Source organism: Arsukibacterium sp., assembly GCF_036735525.1.
GTDB lineage: Bacteria > Pseudomonadota > Gammaproteobacteria > Enterobacterales > Alteromonadaceae > Alishewanella.
The window spans coordinates 46768-65239 of the sequence record NZ_DAINOE010000007.1; the positions used below are offsets into that span (position 1 = coordinate 46768).

The window sequence follows — 18472 nt, forward strand, 5'->3', positions numbered from 1 at the left end:
CGTTTACTCTGCGTGGAAAGCGTACTGTTGCAACGCCACGCCGTTGATCGAAGCGGTTAACCGCTCCAGATTCGCTACACTGATATCGTTTTTATCAATCGATACCGCTTGTTTAAAGTCTTCCAAGGCGGCCACGCGATTGCCGGCCAGCAGGTGCATCACACCGCGGTTGCTAAAGGCCAGGGCGCGCATTTCACGCTTGATAGCGCGGGGCGCACTGGCATAAGTCCGTGCCTGGTTTACCGCGCTGTTACAGGATGCTTCGGCTTGGGCTAACTGGCCTAAACGGCTGTATGCGACACATAATGCCATGCTGCGTGAAAAGCCGTCAGCATCCAGACTCAAGCTGGTCGTCACTTCTTTGATACCCTGCTCAAGCTCACCGGCCTGGATGGTGTCTGCACCTGGGGTGTCTTCAATTAACACCATTTTGTAGCCATTGCTCGCAGCTGAAGCGAGAAATGGACTTGAGGCCAGCACACTCAGTGCCACTGCTGTAGCAAATTTTTTGGCTGAAAAGGTCATGTCTTATTCTCCCTTGGTTAAATGTGGGTCGTCGGCATGTGCTGGTATAACATTTGGCGGCGACAGGGATACTGTAGCCAAGGGCAACTGGTCTGACAAACGAGATAAATCGCAGCGACAGGTTAAGAAATTTCACCTATAACAGTCATAAAGCGGCAATAAAGCGCAAACGTCAACACGCCCTAGCGTGGGCAGGGTAGCAAAAAGACGTGGTGTTAGATGCCAGCTGTGCCGGGCTGAAAACTGCGTAGCACCCAATCGATAAGTAACTGAATTTCTGGCCGGTTACCGTCGTCGTCATGTTTGACCAGATAATAACGATCGCGGCTTAACAACTCCTGCTCAAACAAGCGCACCAGGCTACCACTACTAAACCAGCTTTGACTGATCGGCAACGGAATCAGCGCTACCCCTAAACCTTGCTGGGCGGCGCGCGCCACACTGAACATACTGTCGAGCTGGATAATTTGTTTTGGCTGAAACTGATGATAACCCACATGCTCTGCCCACTGGTGCCAGGCATGGGGCCTGGCCTGATGCAAAATCAGTGGCGTTTTTTCCAGCGCCCGGTAGCTTTTGCCATGAATTTTTGCAAACAGCTCTGGGTTACAGGCAGGCACATAGCTTATCGGGAATAGATCATAAGCCTGGGTTTCATCCGGTTTTTTACCAGACAATATGATAGATAAATCGGTAAATTTGGGGCTGTCACGGCGCGACTTTACCGTTTCGAGCTTTAAATTAATGTTGGGATATTGCGCCGACCAGCCAATGAGTTTGGGTACAAATAACTCACTGGCAAAAAATTCCGGCATCGAAATGCTCACTTCCTGCACGCGCTCTGCCTGGCTGAACTGGGCTATAGTATCGGCCAGCTGCGCCAGCAAAGGTTGCACCTGCTGGTAAAAGCGTTTTCCGGCTTCGGTAAGCACTATGGCGCGAGTTTTGCGCTCAAACAGGGCTAAATTGAGGTTATCTTCTAACTGTTTGATTTGGTGACTGACGGCCGAGGGTGTTAAATACAGCTGTTGGGCAGTATCTTTAAAACTCAGGCACTCGGCGGCGACGCAAAAACAGCGCAAGCCTCTTAACGGTGTCTGAATACTCATTACGCGACTCCAGTAACATCAGCAAGCGAATAAAAAAACGATACAAGGCAAAGATGACAACGCAGCTTCAATATAAAAACTCATTTGCAATATAAAGCTTCTGCAATTTATAAACCAAAAATAAAAACGTTAAATATTAATACGTTAATCTATTATGGCGGCGACTGACTGCACCATTAGTTGGCAGTCAGCCCCGCCTTGCACCAGTTAGAAGCGATAGCTCAGCGCCAGAGCGCCATTAGCCGCAGCATCGGCTTGCACATTACCAACTTTGTAAGCATTGGCATTACGCAAGTTTAACCAGAAATCGATACTCAGCGACTGCCAGCGATAACCCAAACTGCCAACGAGTTGCACCCCGCTAAAGGTGGCACTGTTGCTGTTGGCATGCCACCGTTCGTTAAATACGCCACCGCCAATTGCCCAACTAAAACCTTCACGGTTTAAGCGACTGCCCCACAGTGCGCTCAAATCCGTATTGTGCGAGCGCAAGGAGCTGATATTTTCATGCTCCATATAAGCATAGTTCAGCCGGCCAGCCCACTGGTAACGGCCATCATCGGCGAACACTGCGCTGCCGGTCAGGCCCAGGCCGGATAAGCTCTCGGTGCCATTATTTTTATAGCCAAGGCTGGTGGCGCTCGAGCTAACCCCCACACTGTAATTTTTGACGGTGTCAGCTAAAACAGGCTTGCTGGCTAAGGCCATCACCAAGGTTAATGCGGCGCAGTATAAGGGTTTCATATGACACTCCATGTAGATGAGCAATAATCACAAAACGCTATGCTGCGCCTATGATAACTAACGCAGCAATTATAAAGAGAAATGAATAAGATACAAATCCCTGGCCGGTTAACGACAGCTAGGGCAATAACGCAAAACGGCTGGCAATATCACTACCGGTATAATTGGCTACCCAGCCATCGGGGTTGGTAAATAAGCGGATGGCGCTAAAGTCTGGCTGGCTGCCCATATCAAACCAGTGCGGCGTGTTGGCCGGTACACTGATTAAATCCTGTTGCTGGCACAGCACCTGATACACCTTGTCGCCCAGATGCAGGCAAAACAGCCCCTGGCCACGCACAAAAAACCGAACTTCATCTTCACTGTGCCGGTGTTCGGCTAAAAATTTTTGCCGCAAAGCCACTTTGTCCGGGTGGTGAGCGCTTAACGAAATAACATCCACTGCCTGATAGCCAGCTTGCGCTTTAAGCCGGTTGATGGGCTCGGCATAGCTTTGCAGGATTTGCTCGGCTGTGCTGTCGGCAGTAAGTGGTGCGCTGGCGTGCCATTGCTCAAATTGAATGCCGACCGCGTGCAATTGCGCTTGAATAAGGGCGGGATCTGTCGTGTCCACTAAGGGTGTGGCGGGATCTGTGTCGGTAAAGATGCGAAGCTGGGACATGGTTACACCTCACTTAATACTGGTTTACATCTAATAGTGGCTTACACCTTAATCTGATAAAAATCGGTGGCTATTGGGTGGCTGCCAGCGCTTTGCTGTTCACGGATCAGCTGCACGGTATCTATGCCCAGGCTGGCGGCGGCGTCTAATTCGGCTGTGACGTCCGATAAAAACAATACCTGACGCGGCGGCAGCTGTAATTGCTGCAATATCGCCGCATAACTGCTGGCTTGCTGCTTGTGGCCGATGCGGGTGTCAAAATAGCCACTAAACAGCGGGGTTAAATCGCCGGCATCACTGTGTTTAAACAACAACTGCTGCGCCGCCACTGAGCCCGAGCTATACACATACAATTTAATGCCTTTTTCCTGCCATTGCTGTAATTGCACGGGCACATCCGGGTACAGATGGCCGCTAAAGGCGCCACTCTGGTAACCGTCACGCCACACCATACCTTGCAGGCTTTTAAGCGGGGTGACTTTTTTATCTTCGGCTATCCACTGCAGTAATTGCTCAATACAGCTTTCAGTGTCTGCATTGGCCTGTGGCATCAGCTCACGCACTGCCTGCAACTCGCTGGCCACGGCCGGCTCTGCCTGATGCTGACGGATAAAATCGGGTAGCTGTTTAGCGGCGTAAGGAAAAAGTACCTCAGTGACAAAACGGATGCGGCTGGTGGTACCTTCAATGTCGGTAATAATGGCGGAATAGTTCACGGCTTTCCTGTAATGCTAAATCTTTCCAGTTCGCAGTGTATAAGAAATTCCCAGCCTTCTAAATGCCTTTTTGCCTGCTCCAGGCTATGTCCCCAGACATAGAGGCCGTGGCCGCGCACTAATAAACCATAATTCAGCGGCTTAACTTGCCAGCGTTGTTTTAGTGCTTCGGCGAGCTCGGGGATTTGCTGAGTGTTATCAAATACCGCTAACGGCAGTACTTGCTGATGGCTGCTGCAGCCGCTAATGGCTTTTTGCATCTCATAACCGGTAAAAAAATATTGTTCTTGCTCGATCAACCGCGAAAATACGGTCGCTTGCACCGAATGGGTATGCAACACCACTTTAATCTGCGGATCCAATTGATATAGCATGGCATGCAAGGCGGCTTCGGCCGAGGGCGTACCCTGAGTGCACTGTATTTGTTGCTGTTGCCAGCTTACCGGCAATAAATCCTGTGGGCTAAGTTCACCTTTATCTTTGCCTGAGGCGGTGATCAGCATGCTTTGTTCAGCGTTGCGAATAGAAAAATTACCGCCGGTAGCCGGCACCCAGTGGCGGCTGGCAATCCAGCGGCCGAGCGCGCACAGCGCTATGGCATTGGGATTAAGATGTTGCACATGAGGGCTAGCATTCATAAACAGCAGTACCTGTGTTCTGTTAAAAAGACATTTTGCAGCGCTACTCTTAACAACGGCCTTATCTAATAAGGCCAGCAGAGATACCAACGGCCTTATCCAATAATGCCAGCAGAGATAAACGCTTAAACGTTTAGATGTCTATACATAAAACTGGCTGAATGATAGCATTCAAGCTGGTTTTCGCAACGTTTTCTTGCATTATGACGATAAGCTCCAAGTTACCGGCGATAGGCAGCAGTATTTTTAGCCAGATGTCTGAACTGGCATTACAGCAGCAGGCGATTAATTTGTCGCAGGGCTTTCCTGACTTTGCCGCCAGCCCGCTATTAATTGACGCCTTAGCCCGTTTTAGCCGTGACGGGCTAAATCAGTATGCGCCTATGCCTGGCATCTTAGCCTTGCGTCAGCAAATTGCTGACGTGGTTTATAGCTGTTATCAGCGGCAGCTGAACCCGGACACCGAGATCACCCTGACCAGTGGTGCCACGGCAGCGCTGTTTGTCGCCATTCAGGCGCTGGTGCGCCCGGGTGATGAAGTAATCGTATTTGACCCGGCCTACGACAGCTATGCACCTGCCGTGCATTTGGCGGGCGGCCGCTGTGTGCACCTGAATTTAACGGCGCCGGATTTTAATCCGGATTGGCAGCAGGTGGCCGACAGCATTAACGCCCGCACCCGGCTGATTATCGTCAACAGCCCGCATAATCCTACCGCGACGGTGTTTACTGCTAATGACTGGCAACAACTGAGCCAGCTGGTGTGTCAGCATGGCCTCTATTGCCTGAGTGATGAAGTGTACGAACATATGGTGTTTGACGGGGCGCCGCAGCTAAGTGCCAATAAGCTGCCTGAGCTGGCAGAGCGGACTGTGGTGGTGTCGTCCTTTGGCAAAACCTTTCATGTTACCGGCTGGAAGTTGGGCTATGCAGTGGCACCGGCGGCGCTGATGGCGGAGTTTCGCAAAATTCACCAGTACGTGACGTTTTCCTGCTTTACCCCGGCGCAACACGCCATCGCCGAGATGCTGGCGCAACAGCGACATCAGGTGAGCGGTCTGGCGGCTTTTTATCAGCAAAAGCGCGATGGCTTTGTCAGCTTGCTGGCCAGCAGCCGCTTTGGCTTATTGCACAGTACGGGTACTTATTTTCAGCTGGCCGACTATAGTGCCATCAGCGACGAGCCTGATCTGGCATTTTGTCAGCGGCTGGCAATTGAGCACAAAGTGGCAGCGATACCCTTGTCGGTGTTTTACAAACAAGCGCCGGCACAGCAGCGGCTAATTCGTTTTTGTTTTGCAAAAACACCCGATACGCTTCAACAGGCGGCACAGCGCTTATGTCAACTGTAACAACGCACAAACTCAGGGTCAGCCTGTTGCAAACGGCATTGCACTGGCAAGATACGCAAGCCAATTTAGCGCATTTCAGTCAGCTGCTGGATGCGCTGCCGGCCACCGATCTGGTGGTATTGCCAGAAATGTTTAGCAGCGGCTTTTGCATGCAAAGTGCTGAGATTGCCGAGGCAGAACCCGGCCCGGCCTTAGCCTGGCTGATTGAGCAGGCAAAACGGCTGAATGCCGCTATTACCGGCTCAGTTGCCGTGAAAACGGCGGCGGCCACTTATGTTAACCGCTTATATTTTGTTACGCCTGATGGGGCGGTACAGTATTACGATAAAAAACATTTATTCAGAATGGCTGGCGAGCAGCAGGCTTATCAGGCGGGCGCTAAGCGGGTTGTCGTCAACTGGCGCGGGGCCCGTTGCTGCTTGCAAGTCTGTTACGACTTGCGCTTTCCGGTATTCAGCCGCAACCGCCAGGACTACGATATGCTGATTTACGTGGCCAACTGGCCAGCGGCCAGAAGCCATGCCTGGCGTAGTTTGCTGCTGGCGCGGGCCATTGAAAATCAGGCTTTTGCGCTGGGGGTCAACCGGGTCGGCAGCGACGGCAATGATATTGGCTACAGTGGTGACAGCGCCATCATCGATTACCAGGGCCAGCTGCTGGCCAGCTTGCCACCCGAGCAAAGTGGCATGTTACATGCCGAGCTGGATTTAGTCGCCCAGGCCGAATATCTAAAACGCTTTCCGGCTTATCTGGATGCGGATGATTTTAGTCTGCTTAATTAAGTTTGGTAACGGTTGGCAGATGTGTTTATAAAGCCAAAAGCACTTGATTTAACAGACTGAACACGGCATAACTACAGACCGTTTACTCAGCTGAGAACTTGCTGTGACTACAATTAACTGGGCAGCACTGGCTGCCGCTGCCAAAGCTGCCTCTGAGCAAGCCTACGCCCCTTATAGCCAGTTTCCGGTGGGGGTGGCCGTACAAGCCACTAGTGGCAACATTTATCAGGGCTGTAATGTTGAAAACGCCTCCTATGGCGGTACTGTCTGTGCCGAGCGCAATGCTATCGCCGCGGCCGTGGTGGCCGGAGAGCGCAAATTTGTTGCCTTAATGGTCTATACCCCGCAAAGCAAACTGACACCACCTTGCGGTATTTGCCGTCAGGTGATCGCCGAATTTTTTATGCCAGATGCGCCCATCGCCAGTTGTAACCATTTAGGTGAGCAACAAAGCTGGAGCCTGCAACAATTGCTGCCAGATGCCTTCACGCCAACCTATCTGGCTGACAGTAACAAAATTTCATAAGGACACCCATGGCCATTCCACAGGAAATCATTAAACGTAAGCGCAACGGTAAGCTGTTGAGCGAAGCCGATATCCGCCAGTTTGTCACCGGTCTGACCGACGACAGTTTTAGCGACAGCCAGGCAGCCGCACTGGCGATGGCGATTTATTTAAATGGCATGACAGTAGAGGAAATGGTGGCGCTGACACTGGCGATGCGTGACTCCGGCACCGTACTGAACTGGCAGGGTAAGCTGAATGGCCCTGTGGTTGATAAACACAGCACCGGCGGGGTCGGCGACAAAGTGACCTTAATGCTGGCACCTATGGTGGCTGCCTGTGGCGCCTTTATGCCCAGTATTGCCGGGCGTGGTTTGGGCCATACCGGTGGCACTGTCGATAAACTGGAGACTATTCCCGGCTACAGTTGTACTCAGAGTTTAAGCCGCATTCAGCAACTGTTGCCACAACTGGGCTGCGTCATCGTTGGCCAAAGCAGTGAATTGGCACCGGCCGATCGCAGGCTGTATGGCATTCGCGATGTTACTGCTACTGTTGAATCTATCCCATTGATCACCGCCTCAATTTTATCGAAAAAACTGTCTGAGGGGCTGGATGCACTGGTAATGGACGTAAAAGTCGGTAATGGCGCCATTATGGCCGCCGCTGACGATGCCAACGCGCTGGCCAGCAGTATTGTCAATACCGCTACTGGCGCAGGTGTAGCAACGCGGGCATTGATCACCGATATGAACCAAATCTTAGGCACTAGTGCCGGTAATGCTTTAGAGGTAATAGAAACCCTGGATTATTTAACCGGTAAATACCGCGAACCCCGGTTGCACCAGTTAACGCTGGAACTGGGCGCCAATATGTTAATGCTGGGTGGCCTGTACCGCGATAAAGCCGCAGCCATAGTGGCATTAGAACACAGCTTAAGCTCTGGCAAAGCCGCTGAGATCTTCAGCAAAATGGTGGCTGAGCTGGGTGGCCCAGCCGATTTACTGGAGCAGCCACAACGTTATCTGGCACAGGCCAAAGTACAGCAGGATATAGTGGCGCCAGCGGCCGGCTATCTGCACTATACCGATACCATTGGCCTTGGCATGGCGGTCGTGCGTTTAGGCGGTGGTCGCTCGCATCCGGGTCAGCAAATAGACCCGTCGGTGGGCTTTAGCGCTATTCTGCCTTGTGGTACTAAGGTAGCCAAAGGCGAGGTGATAGCCAAAGTGCATGCGGCTTCTGCTGAGGCGGCTAAGCTGGCCGCCATTGAATACCTGGCAGCCTGTCAGCTGGGCGATCAAGCCCGCGCTGGCATGCCATTAGTGCACCATGTCATTGGTTAACCACTATTGAGTCAATCCTGACGGTTCAAAACGCTTAGCTAACCACTAAAGGCTAATAGTCAGAGAGTGTTTTTTTGGCTAAAGTATTAGGTACATCTTTTATTCGGAATAGTACAAATGCTTGCATGGACGCGTGTTGTGCTCAGTAGTCTGTTATTGCTGCCTTTGTTAGCTATGGCTAAGCCACAAGTTTTTTGGCTTTATACCGACTGGCCACCGCATCAGATTGCGAGCGGTCCGTTCAAAAGCCAAGGCACTTTCGACAAACTGTTGCAGCAAATATTGCCCGGGTTGCCAGGCTATGCCCATCAAACGCAGCTGGTAAGCCTGGCAAGGTTAGAGCAGCAATTTCAGCAGAGCCAACTCACTATTTGCACCACCGGTATCTTGCTTACCGAAGAACGCGCCCGTGATCGCTATTTTTCGCTGCCTATGGCAGTGGGCCCCGGCATATATATCAATTATCTGGCGGGTAGTGCTGTGGCAGAATACCAGCAAGCAGATGGCAGTATTGATTTGCAGCAATTAGCAGCTGATCCACAGTTGGTGGGGGCTTATCAGCCAAACCGTTATTATTCGCCCGTGGTAATGCAGGTACTGGCCGCTGAGCACAACTTGCTGGTGCAACAATTTACCAGTGAGCTTAATGCTGCCATGTTGTTACAATCGCGCCGGATAGATTATGTATTAGAGTACCCTGAGCGCTTGCAGTTTTATGCGTTGGCGTTAACAGAGCCTCTGGCGTTAAGCAGTGCTGAGGTGGCTTTGGCTGAGCCAACGGCGATATCTCACATCACCTGTACTAAAACCGCTGTTGGCCAGCAACTGATTAGCGAAATAAACCAGTTATTACCCGTGTTATGGCAGCAAGCCAGTTATACCGAGGCGATGCAGCACTGGCTGGATGGCAACGCCCGGCAAAGAGTGAGCGCAGACATTCAGCAGTTGCAGCAAGCCTCAATGCAATTTGAGCCTGGGTCGGACAATACGGTTAAGCCGGGCAACCATTGAAATCACCAGCATTTTCATCCAGCCATGCAGCGCGACCTGATGCATCCGATACAGCGAAATGTACGCCAGACGGGCAATGCGGCCTTCAATCATCATGGCACCGCCCACCAGATTACCCATTAAACTGCCGACAGTACCAAAACGGCTCAGTGAAATAAGAGAGCCATGGTCTTTATAGACGAAGTGTCGTAAGGGTTTTTGCTTAATGCTGGCTAGCAGGTTATCCGCCACCAGGCTGGCCATCTGATGCGCCGATTGCGCCCGGGGGGGTACCCATTTACCATCGGGCAACGGGCAGGCGGCACAGTCACCTATCACGTAGATATTTGGATCGCAGCTGCTTTGCAGGGTAGGCCCTACCAGCAGCTGATTGATCCGGTTGCATTCCAGCCCGGCCAGTTGCTGCATAAAATCCGGCGCTTTAATGCCGGCCGCCCATACCATTAACTCAGCTTCCAGATGTTCGTCTCCCAGCTGCAAGCCTTGATGGTCGGCTGCCGTTACTCTGGTGTTAACCCGCACATCGACCCCCAGTTTTTGCAGCTCTTTATGGGCGGCAGTGGCAATGCGCTCCGGCAAGGCCGGTAGCAGGCGGGGGCCGGCTTCGACTAAGTGGATATTTAACCGTTCTGAGCGCAGGTCGGCAAAACCGTATAAATTTAGCTCAGCGGCGGCATGGTAAAGCTCGGCTGCCAGCTCGACACCGGTAGCACCGCCACCGACGATAGCGATGTTCAGTTTTTCTTTGGGGTGTTGTGGCGAATTTAGCTTTAGATAGGCATCGAGCAAGCGGCGTTGAAAGCGGTGGGCCTGCGCCGGGCTGTCAAGAAAAATACAATGTTCGGCCACACCCGGCGTATTAAAGTGATTGGAAATACTGCCAATGGCCAGTACCAGGTAATCATAGCTCAGCTGTCGCTCTGCCAGCAGTTGTTCGCCATCACCCGAGGTAATGGCCGCCAGGGTGACGGTTCGCTGCTGGCGATCAATAGCGGTAAACTGACCGAGCTGAAAATCAAAGCCATGGCTGGCAGCATGTGCCCGGTAGCTGAGCTGATCAATTTCCACATCGAGGGTGCCGGTAGCCACCTCGTGCAGCAGTGGCTTCCAAATATGGGTGTGGTTGCGGTCAACCAGCGTAATGTGCGCGCGCTTTTTACGGCCTAATGTATTGCCCAAGCGGGTGGCCAACTCCAGGCCGCCGGCACCACCACCAATCACCAGGATGCGAGGGGAGCTCATGTTAAGCTTTCCTTTGGTTATGCTATTAAACGTATCTGTGTTATTTGGCCAGTCAGCGTAGTGTGCTTAGGCCATGCCGTTGTTGAGCGACAGCAATAAAAAAACCGGCGCCAGCGCCGGTTTAGTTTTAAGATTTTGCTCGTTTCATCGAGTCAAAAAACTCATCATTGGTTTTGGTCATCGACAGTTTGTCGATTAAAAACTCCATACAATCGCTTTCGTCCATCGGGTGCAGAATTTTGCGTAATATCCACATTTTCTGCAGCTCTTCCTGCGAGGCCAGTAACTCTTCGCGGCGTGTACCAGAGCGGTTAAAGTCGATGGCAGGGAAAATACGACGCTCGGCAATTTTACGGGATAAATGCACTTCCATGTTACCGGTGCCTTTAAACTCTTCGTAAATCACTTCGTCCATTTTTGATCCGGTGTCAACCAGCGCAGTGGCGATAATCGTTAAACTGCCACCTTCTTCCACATTACGGGCCGCACCAAAAAAGCGTTTTGGTTTGTGCAGCGCGTTGGCATCGACACCACCAGTTAATACCTTGCCTGAGCTCGGGATTACGGTGTTATAGGCACGGGCTAAGCGGGTAATAGAATCCAGCAGGATGATCACATCTTTTTTGTGTTCAACCAGACGTTTGGCTTTTTCAATCACCATCTCGGCAACCTGCACATGACGGCTGGCCGGCTCATCAAAGGTTGATGCAACCACTTCGCCTTTCACCAGGCGCTGCATTTCAGTCACTTCTTCCGGCCGTTCATCAATCAATAACACCATCAACACACACTCAGGGTGGTTAGCGGCAATCGACTGGGCAATATTTTGTAATAAAATGGTTTTACCGGCTTTAGGAGGCGCCACAATCAAGCCGCGCTGGCCGCGGCCAATAGGCGAGGCTAAGTCAAGCACCCTGGCGGTGATATCTTCACGGCTGCCATTGCCACGCTCTAAGCGTAAACGCGAGTTAGCGTGCAGCGGCGTCAGGTTTTCAAATAAGATTTTATTGCGGGCCTGCTCTGGGCGGCCAAAATTCACTTCGCTGACTTTTAACAGTGCAAAGTAACGCTCCCCTTCTTTTGGCGGGCGAATTAAACCTGAAATGCTGTCGCCGGTACGCAGGTTAAAGCGGCGGATTTGGCTGGGCGAGACATAGATGTCATCCGGGCCGGCTAAATATGAGCTGTCAGAGGAGCGTAAAAACCCGAAACCATCCTGCAGAATTTCCAGCACGCCCGCGCCATAAATTTCTTCGCCGTTCTTGGCATGCGCTTTTAGGATGGCAAAAATAATATCTTGTTTGCGCAGCCGGGCCATGTTTTCCTGGCCCATAGACTCGGCTAATTCAACCAGTTCGCTAATAGGCTTCAGTTTCAGTTCTGTTAAATGCATATGATGGGTTCTTGTTGGTAAAAACAGAAAGTGCTTATCGGCTCGATAATAAAGGTTTGGAAGTAGGTTTTATTCGACAGACAAGCGTGGTTTAAGGGTTTTGCAAGTCATACAATAGCAGTTGTCAGTGTACTCGTCCAGCAGACATTGTAAAAAGACGAACAAAAAAACGCAAAAAGGCGTACAAAAATACGCCTTTTTGGCATTTACTTAGATATTGCTATCTAAAAACTCTTTTAACTGGGTTTTAGATAAGGCGCCAACCTTAGTCGCAGCAACCTGACCATTTTTAAACAACAGCAAGGTAGGAATGCCACGAATACCAAACTTAGGTGGCGTATTCGGGTTTTGGTCAATATTGACTTTGGCAATACTGACTTTACCAGCATATTCTGCGGCAACATCATCCAGAATAGGGGCGATCATTTTACAAGGGCCGCACCATTCAGCCCAGAAATCGACCAGTACCGGGGTGTCGGCTTTTAGCACGTCGGCTTCAAAACTGTCATCTGAAACCTGTAAAATATGTTCGCTCATCTATTTCTCCGTTTAGGCTGTGCAGTTACACTGCAAAAATGTGTTATCAATTTAAACGCGGCTGTTTCTTATTGCAAGCGTAACGGTTATGCTAGGTAGGTATGAATAAAACACACTTAACATCACATAAATTCGCCGATTTCGCATTGGCGCCACAGGTTCTTGACGCCTTACAGGCACAAGGTTATAGCAATTGTACGCCAATTCAGGCGCAATGTTTACCCCTGGCTTTAGCCGGTAAAGACATTGCCGGACAGGCGCAAACCGGTACCGGTAAAACCCTGGCGTTTCTGACCGCGACGTTTCACTATCTGTTGACCCACGACCCCAAGGGTTCTGGTCAGCCAAGAGCTATTATTATGGCTCCTACGCGTGAATTAGCCGTTCAGATCCATCACGACGCGGTAATGCTGGCACAAAAATCCAACTTACGTCTTGGTTTAATTTATGGGGGCGAGGGTTACGATTCTCAACGTCAACTATTAGAACAGGGTGTAGATATTTTAATTGGTACCACAGGCCGCTTGATAGACTATTTAAAGCAAGGGCTGTACGACCTGTCACAAATACAGGTCGTGGTACTGGATGAAGCCGACAGAATGTTCGACCTGGGCTTTATCAAAGACATTCGTTTTATGTTTAACCGCATGCCGCCGGCTACCGAGCGGTTAAGCTTATTGTTTTCTGCCACCTTATCCTACAAAGTACAGGAGCTGGCGTTTGAAAAAATGAACCAGCCTGAGCATATCCATGTTGCACCAGATGAGATGACCGGCAGTCGTATCAGCGAAGAGCTGTTTTATCCGGCGCACGAACACAAAATGAAGCTGTTGCTGACCTTGCTGGAAGAAGACTGGCCAGACAAAGCCATAGTGTTTGCGAATACTAAACACAGTTGTGAAGACGTGCACGCTTGGTTAGAAGCCGATGGTCATCGGGTTGGCATGCTGACAGGTGATGTGATCCAGAAAAAACGCCTGAAAATCCTCGAAGATTTTACCAGCGGTAAACTGGATGTGTTGGTGGCCACCGATGTCGCTGCCCGTGGTTTGCATATTCCTAAAGTCAGCCATGTGTTTAACTACGACTTACCTGACGACTGTGAAGACTACGTACATCGCATTGGCCGCACCGGCCGGGCTGGCGAAAGCGGTAAGGCGATAAGCTTTGCCTGCGAGCGTTATGCGCTGAACCTGACCGCGATTGAAGACTACATTAAACATGTGGTGCCGGTAAGTCAGTATGATGCAGAGGCTTTGTTAACCGACTTAACTGTGCCTAAACCCCGTGTACGGCGCAGACCAGGTCAGGCGCGCACTGGTAGTGGACGCAGCCAAGGCGGACGCAGCAGTAATGGCCCAAGAAACCCCCGCAGCAGACCTCGTTAATCCTGCCGACAATTCGGCCGGCCTGTCACCGCATAGTGATATCTATGCGGTGATTGATCTTGGCTCCAATAGTTTTCATATGTTGATGGTCAAGGTTGTGGGTGGCTCGGTGCAGGTGATTGGCCGGGTTAAACGCAAAGTACGCTTGGCCGCCGGCCTGAACGATAATCTGGTGTTAAGCCGCAAGGCGATGAAACGTGGCTGGGAATGTCTGGAGTTGTTCGCGGAACGGCTGCAGGATATCCCGGCCAGCAATATTCGTATTGTTGGTACTGCCACCCTTAGGTTGGCGCAAAACGTTAAAAGCTTTTTAAAGCAGGCTGAGCTGATCCTGGGCCAAAAAATTCAGGTAATAAGCGGCGAAGACGAAGCGCGCATTATCTACCAGGGCGTGGCCCATACCTCAAATTGCGACAGTAACCGCCTGGTCATTGACATTGGCGGGGCCAGCACCGAAGTGGTGATTGGTCAGGGCTTTACTGCCCAGCTGCTGGCCAGTTTAAATATGGGCTGTGTGACCTTCCTCGAGCGATACTTCAGCGATCAGCAATTAAGCGAAGACAACTTTGCCGCAGCCATCAGCGCTGCTGAGACCGAAATTGCCAACATTAGTCAGCAGTACCGCGACAAAGGCTGGCAGATAGCGGTTGGTGCGTCCGGCACAGTGCAGGCGATGCAGGAAATTCTGGTGGCGCAGGGCAAAGATGAAGTGATCACCCTGAGTAAACTGGAAGATATTATGCAGCAGGCGCTGGCCTGTGGGCCTATGAGCCAGCTGAATGTGGTGGGCCTGGCGCAGGAGCGCAAGCAAGTATTTCCCTCTGGCTTAGCCATATTAATTGCCTTATTCCGCCAGCTACAGATCCAGGGCATGACCTTATCAGGCGGCGCGCTGCGCGAAGGTGTGCTCTACAGCATGCTGCCACAGTTACAACATACCGATGTGCGTAACCGCACCTGCAACAGTTTAATGGTGCGCTATTTTATCGATCAGCAACATGCGGCTCGTGTCGCAGAAATGGCGGTGTTACTGGCGGAGCAGTTGCAGGGCCGCTGGGATCTGCATAAGTTTGAAGGTCACAATATGCTGCGCTGTGGCGCTTTGCTGCATGAGTTGGGCTTGCTGATTGAGTATAAGAATCATCATCATCATGGCGCTTATATTATTAATCACTCGGATTTACCGGGTTTTACCCGGGCCCAGCAGCAACTGGTGATGGCGCTGGTGTATAACCACCGAGCCGACATCAGCCGCGAGGTGATTGCCCGGCAAACCATGACTTCGGTACTGCTAACAGTACGCTTAACCCGTATTTTGCGTTTAGCGGTGATTTTATCGATGCGCCGCCGTCATGAAGTGCTGCCCGCCGTGACCATTAGCGCTAAGGCAGAAAGCCTCAGCCTGCAGATGCCAACCGGCTATCTGGAGCAGCACCCGCTAATGCGCGCTGAACTGGAGCAAGAAGCGCAGTATCAGCAGGCTGCCGGCTGGGAGCTGCTGATTGGTTAATGCATTTAATGCCAACAAAGCGGCTTGCCTACAGTCTCAGCCATATTCTTTTCCTTAGATCCCCTACTGCCACAATAAAGACTCTTTGATGCTTTACAACAATGTCCCGTTGAACAAGAATCAGTTGCCGAAGGCGTGTGTACTGCCTCTGGTATGGGCCGCATATAGATGTGCAAAGTAAATGACATATGGAGCGTGAAATGATTTCTTGGAGTACTGTAATTAAATGTTTATTAGCATTTTTTCTGGGTTGTATATTTTCTGCCTATGTTATTTTTTCAGGGCTGCTTTATACGAGCGTTGGCAGGGTTAACTTATTAAATTATGTTGTTGTAAACGAAGCTAAAGATAATGACTGGGCATCTGCTGAATATATTTTTGGCATACTGCATGATGATATTGATTTTTACACGACCTATAGAACATTTGCGCCAGATTTTATCACAGCTCCGTTAGATGACACATTTTGTTCGTCTTTCCGAATAAGCCCACACAAACTTGATAAAAAGAATTACTTCTCTTTAATTAATAATAAAGAAATAGAAAGCCTAGTGACAACTAAAGCAAGTTATTGTTTTGTGAAATAAGCACAGGGGTCAGGCCTTGCATTTTGCAGATGTTAACAACTTTGTTGTTTTGCAAAATGCCGAATGCAAGGCCTGACCCCCACAAGTCATGACGTGCGTGGTAACCAAACCCACCGTTATGTAGGCAGCAGTTTAACCCGGCGGGTGGATTACACTATCTTTGATAAGCCGCATACCATCTGGTCGAATCAGGGTGAAAGCCGCTTTAGTTATGATGCAGCGCAAAAGCTGGTAAAACGCATAGATAAAAAAGCCGGTGGCGATACGGTGACCTATTATGTTGGCGGGCATGAGGTCATCTACGAGCCCAATGGCAGCAGTGCTACCAAACGCTATATACGTGACATTGCCATTCATACACTTAACAGCAATGGCTCACAAAGCCTGCACTATGTGTTTAACGACCACTTAGGCTCGGGCAGTGTGATTACCGATGCCAGTGGTAATGTGGTTGAAACCGCCAGTTTTGATGCCTTTGGTAAACGGCGTAATGCCAAAACCTGGCAGGGCTTTAGCAACCCCTTTACGCAGTTGCCTAACCTGCAGGCGTTGTTAACTATTACGCAAAAGGGCTTTACCGGCCATATTCAGGTAGACCACGCTGCCGTTATCCATATGGGCGGGCGCATATACGACCCGGAGCTGGGCCGCTTTATGCAGGCCGACCCGATAGTGCAAGACCCAAGGGATGCACAAAGCTTAAACCGCTATTCCTATGTGTATAACAACCCACTAAGCTATACCGACCCAACAGGCTACTCTCCCGATTGCGGCGCAAAAGGCGGTGAAGATTGCCCCACCACAGTAGATCAGGAGAAAAAAGAAGCGGCAGCAATAGCGGCGCAAACGAATGGAGATTCCGCCAGTGCAGAAGTGGGCAGCAATAACAGCAGTGCTGATTTGCAGAATTCGGCAAAGGGTGCAAATGGCGCTAAGGACGATGCAAGAGAACTCAGGAAATTAGAGCGCAGAGCGCAACGTGGTGGGCGGGATCTTGATAAGTATCGGAATGCACAAGATGGGAGTGCGGCTGGAGCCATAGCGCTGGCTGGTCGAGCAGTGTCTACAGGTGGAAGGGTGGCTGTTCCGGCTTGGTTGACTAATCCATTGGGCTTAATTGTATTAGCTTTGACGCCGACAAAAATGGGGGATGGTACGGTCGCTGGGGCAGGAATCGATATCAATACGGCTACGCCTGAAATTCCAGTATGGCGGGTTCATGGAGGTGCTGCGGCGCAGGATGGCCGGTATTGGAGTCCTGTTGATCCTCGAACTGTGGTAAATTACAGGGATGCTGCTGGCCTTCCAAATTCCAATACCGGTGAATTTCTTACACAAGGTTTATTGATTGACCTTACAGGTGTTAGAGCTCAACCTGCTGCACCTTTAGACGGAAATGCAGGAAGGGGAATCATCGAGTATTTCGTTCCCAACCCTAGTGTGCAGATTCGTATGGGAGAGCCTCAACGATTAAACCCGCCACTTTAATCAGGATTAAACTATGGATATTTCACGAACCACTTTTTATTATTTTTCTGCCGATTTGAATTTACCCGGACTTCCCACTGAGTGTGAGTTCATAAAAAAGCTCGCGAATAATCAAGGCCGTGAGGCATTGCTTATCCGCTGCAAAAATAGGGTAAAGGAGTTTGGTGATGGTTATATAGTGATAGTGCCTCGGCAAATACAGGACTCATTACTAGACCCATCCTCAAGTGATGAAGTCGTATTTGTGTATGCATACGGTGCTCAAACAGTTTCTGGTGACAAAGTAGGTCTTGATGGGATCTCTCCTATAGATATAGGCGGGATTGCTATTGATAAAGATGTCCTTAGGCAGTGGTGCTAGCGGTCTGAGGAGCAATACTATAACCGGGGATATTAGAGGCACCCATTAGCCTCTCGGAGTCAACAGCGTAACCAAACCCGCGCGCACTGCTAAGCGCGCGTATCTTTTACTCCTTGCAAGCCAATAACCTTCGCATTTTGGTTCTCGTTGGTTGTTGCGATATATGGGCGTTCGCTCGGGAGGAAGATACTTAATCTTCCTTTTATCCGGCTCACTATACTGGCCATATCTAGGTAGACCACGCTGCCGTTATCCATATGGGCGGGCGCATATACGACCCGGAGCTGGGCCGCTTTATGCAGGCCGACCCGATAGTGCAAGACCCAAGGGATGCACAAAGCTTAAACCGCTATTCCTATGTGTATAACAACCCACTAAGCTATACCGACCCAACAGGCTACTCTCCCGATTGCGGCGCAAAAGGCGGTGAAGATTGCCCCACCACAGTAGATCAGGAGAAAAAAGAAGCGGCAGCAATAGCGGCGCAAACGAATGGAGATTCCGCCAGTGCAGAAGTGGGCAGCAATAACAGCAGTGCTGATTTGCAGAATTCGGCAAAGGGTGCAAATGGCGCTAA

Annotated in this window: 20 protein-coding genes; 11 read left to right on the forward strand and 9 right to left on the reverse strand. The window is 50.6% G+C overall.

Features of this window, described 5'->3' with window-relative positions:
- Positions 1–3: 3 nt before the first annotated feature.
- The 6 genes from V7D78_RS02615 to V7D78_RS02640 all read right to left on the reverse strand — a co-directional run bounded on the left by V7D78_RS02615 (position 4) and on the right by V7D78_RS02640 (position 4393).
- Positions 4–525: a tetratricopeptide repeat protein gene (locus V7D78_RS02615; protein ID WP_333606872.1), complete on the reverse strand. Its 522-nt coding sequence runs from the start codon at positions 523–525 to the stop codon at positions 4–6.
- 215 nt (positions 526–740) lie between these two features.
- Positions 741–1634: a LysR substrate-binding domain-containing protein gene (locus V7D78_RS02620; RefSeq protein WP_333606873.1), complete on the reverse strand. Its 894-nt coding sequence runs from the start codon at positions 1632–1634 to the stop codon at positions 741–743.
- A gap of 207 nt (positions 1635–1841) precedes the next feature.
- Positions 1842–2378: a hypothetical protein gene (locus V7D78_RS02625; RefSeq protein WP_333606874.1), complete on the reverse strand. Its 537-nt coding sequence runs from the start codon at positions 2376–2378 to the stop codon at positions 1842–1844.
- 118 nt (positions 2379–2496) lie between these two features.
- Complete coding sequence (locus V7D78_RS02630; RefSeq protein ID WP_333606875.1) at positions 2497–3039, reverse strand: 1,2-dihydroxy-3-keto-5-methylthiopentene dioxygenase; 543 nt, start codon at positions 3037–3039, stop codon at positions 2497–2499.
- 41 nt (positions 3040–3080) lie between these two features.
- Positions 3081–3755 carry an acireductone synthase gene (gene mtnC, locus V7D78_RS02635; RefSeq protein WP_333606876.1) on the reverse strand — a complete coding sequence of 225 codons (675 nt, stop codon included), beginning with the start codon at positions 3753–3755 and terminating at the stop codon, positions 3081–3083.
- The gene (locus V7D78_RS02640; protein ID WP_333606877.1) at positions 3752–4393 is read right to left on the reverse strand and encodes a methylthioribulose 1-phosphate dehydratase; all 642 of its coding nucleotides are present in this window, start codon (positions 4391–4393) and stop codon (positions 3752–3754) included. The genes mtnC and V7D78_RS02640 overlap by 4 nt, the downstream gene beginning before the upstream one ends.
- Before the next feature lie 203 nt (positions 4394–4596).
- Here V7D78_RS02640 and V7D78_RS02645 point away from each other — a divergent pair, with 203 nt between their 5' ends.
- The 5 genes from V7D78_RS02645 (at position 4597) to V7D78_RS02665 (ending at position 9389) form a co-directional block, all read left to right on the forward strand.
- Entirely contained in the window at positions 4597–5745 is a 1149-nt protein-coding gene (locus V7D78_RS02645; protein WP_333606878.1) for a methionine aminotransferase, read from the forward strand.
- Complete coding sequence (locus tag V7D78_RS02650; RefSeq protein WP_333606879.1) at positions 5733–6527, forward strand: amidohydrolase; 795 nt, start codon at positions 5733–5735, stop codon at positions 6525–6527. The genes V7D78_RS02645 and V7D78_RS02650 overlap by 13 nt, the downstream gene beginning before the upstream one ends.
- 103 nt (positions 6528–6630) lie before the next feature.
- The gene (locus V7D78_RS02655) at positions 6631–7053 is read left to right on the forward strand and encodes a cytidine deaminase (protein ID WP_333606880.1); all 423 of its coding nucleotides are present in this window, start codon (positions 6631–6633) and stop codon (positions 7051–7053) included.
- An 8-nt stretch (positions 7054–7061) separates the two neighbouring features.
- Positions 7062–8378: a thymidine phosphorylase gene (gene deoA / locus V7D78_RS02660; protein ID WP_333606881.1), complete on the forward strand. Its 1317-nt coding sequence runs from the start codon at positions 7062–7064 to the stop codon at positions 8376–8378.
- Positions 8379–8495: 117 nt separating this feature from the next.
- Positions 8496–9389 carry a hypothetical protein gene (locus tag V7D78_RS02665; RefSeq protein ID WP_333606882.1) on the forward strand — a complete coding sequence of 298 codons (894 nt, stop codon included), beginning with the start codon at positions 8496–8498 and terminating at the stop codon, positions 9387–9389.
- Here the strand turns inward: V7D78_RS02665 and V7D78_RS02670 are convergent.
- From V7D78_RS02670 to trxA, 3 genes are all read right to left on the reverse strand, one after another.
- Positions 9336–10631 carry an NAD(P)/FAD-dependent oxidoreductase gene (locus V7D78_RS02670; RefSeq protein WP_333606883.1) on the reverse strand — a complete coding sequence of 432 codons (1296 nt, stop codon included), beginning with the start codon at positions 10629–10631 and terminating at the stop codon, positions 9336–9338. The genes V7D78_RS02665 and V7D78_RS02670 overlap by 54 nt on opposite strands.
- Before the next feature lie 127 nt (positions 10632–10758).
- On the reverse strand, positions 10759–12024 hold the full coding sequence (rho, locus tag V7D78_RS02675) for a transcription termination factor Rho (protein ID WP_333606884.1): 1266 nt from the start codon (positions 12022–12024) through the stop codon (positions 10759–10761).
- Between the two features lie 210 nt (positions 12025–12234).
- Positions 12235–12561 (reverse strand): thioredoxin TrxA, encoded by a 327-nt coding sequence (gene trxA / locus V7D78_RS02680; RefSeq protein ID WP_333606885.1) that lies wholly within the window; start codon positions 12559–12561, stop codon positions 12235–12237.
- Positions 12562–12662: 101 nt separating this feature from the next.
- On the opposite strand from trxA, the gene rhlB reads away from it, so the two are divergent.
- The 6 genes from rhlB to V7D78_RS02710 all read left to right on the forward strand — a co-directional run.
- Complete coding sequence (rhlB, locus tag V7D78_RS02685; RefSeq protein WP_333606886.1) at positions 12663–13949, forward strand: ATP-dependent RNA helicase RhlB; 1287 nt, start codon at positions 12663–12665, stop codon at positions 13947–13949.
- The gene (gene gppA / locus V7D78_RS02690; protein ID WP_333606887.1) at positions 13915–15459 is read left to right on the forward strand and encodes a guanosine-5'-triphosphate,3'-diphosphate diphosphatase; all 1545 of its coding nucleotides are present in this window, start codon (positions 13915–13917) and stop codon (positions 15457–15459) included. The genes rhlB and gppA overlap by 35 nt, the downstream gene beginning before the upstream one ends.
- A gap of 188 nt (positions 15460–15647) precedes the next feature.
- Positions 15648–16046, forward strand: coding sequence for a hypothetical protein (locus tag V7D78_RS02695; protein WP_333606888.1), 399 nt, complete (start codon positions 15648–15650; stop codon positions 16044–16046).
- A gap of 63 nt (positions 16047–16109) precedes the next feature.
- Entirely contained in the window at positions 16110–17534 is a 1425-nt protein-coding gene (locus V7D78_RS02700; RefSeq protein ID WP_333606889.1) for an RHS repeat domain-containing protein, read from the forward strand.
- A 13-nt stretch (positions 17535–17547) separates the two neighbouring features.
- Positions 17548–17895: a hypothetical protein gene (locus tag V7D78_RS02705; RefSeq protein ID WP_333606890.1), complete on the forward strand. Its 348-nt coding sequence runs from the start codon at positions 17548–17550 to the stop codon at positions 17893–17895.
- Between the two features lie 257 nt (positions 17896–18152).
- The coding region (locus tag V7D78_RS02710; RefSeq protein WP_333606891.1) for an RHS repeat-associated core domain-containing protein at positions 18153–18472 on the forward strand (320 nt) is incomplete at its 3' end.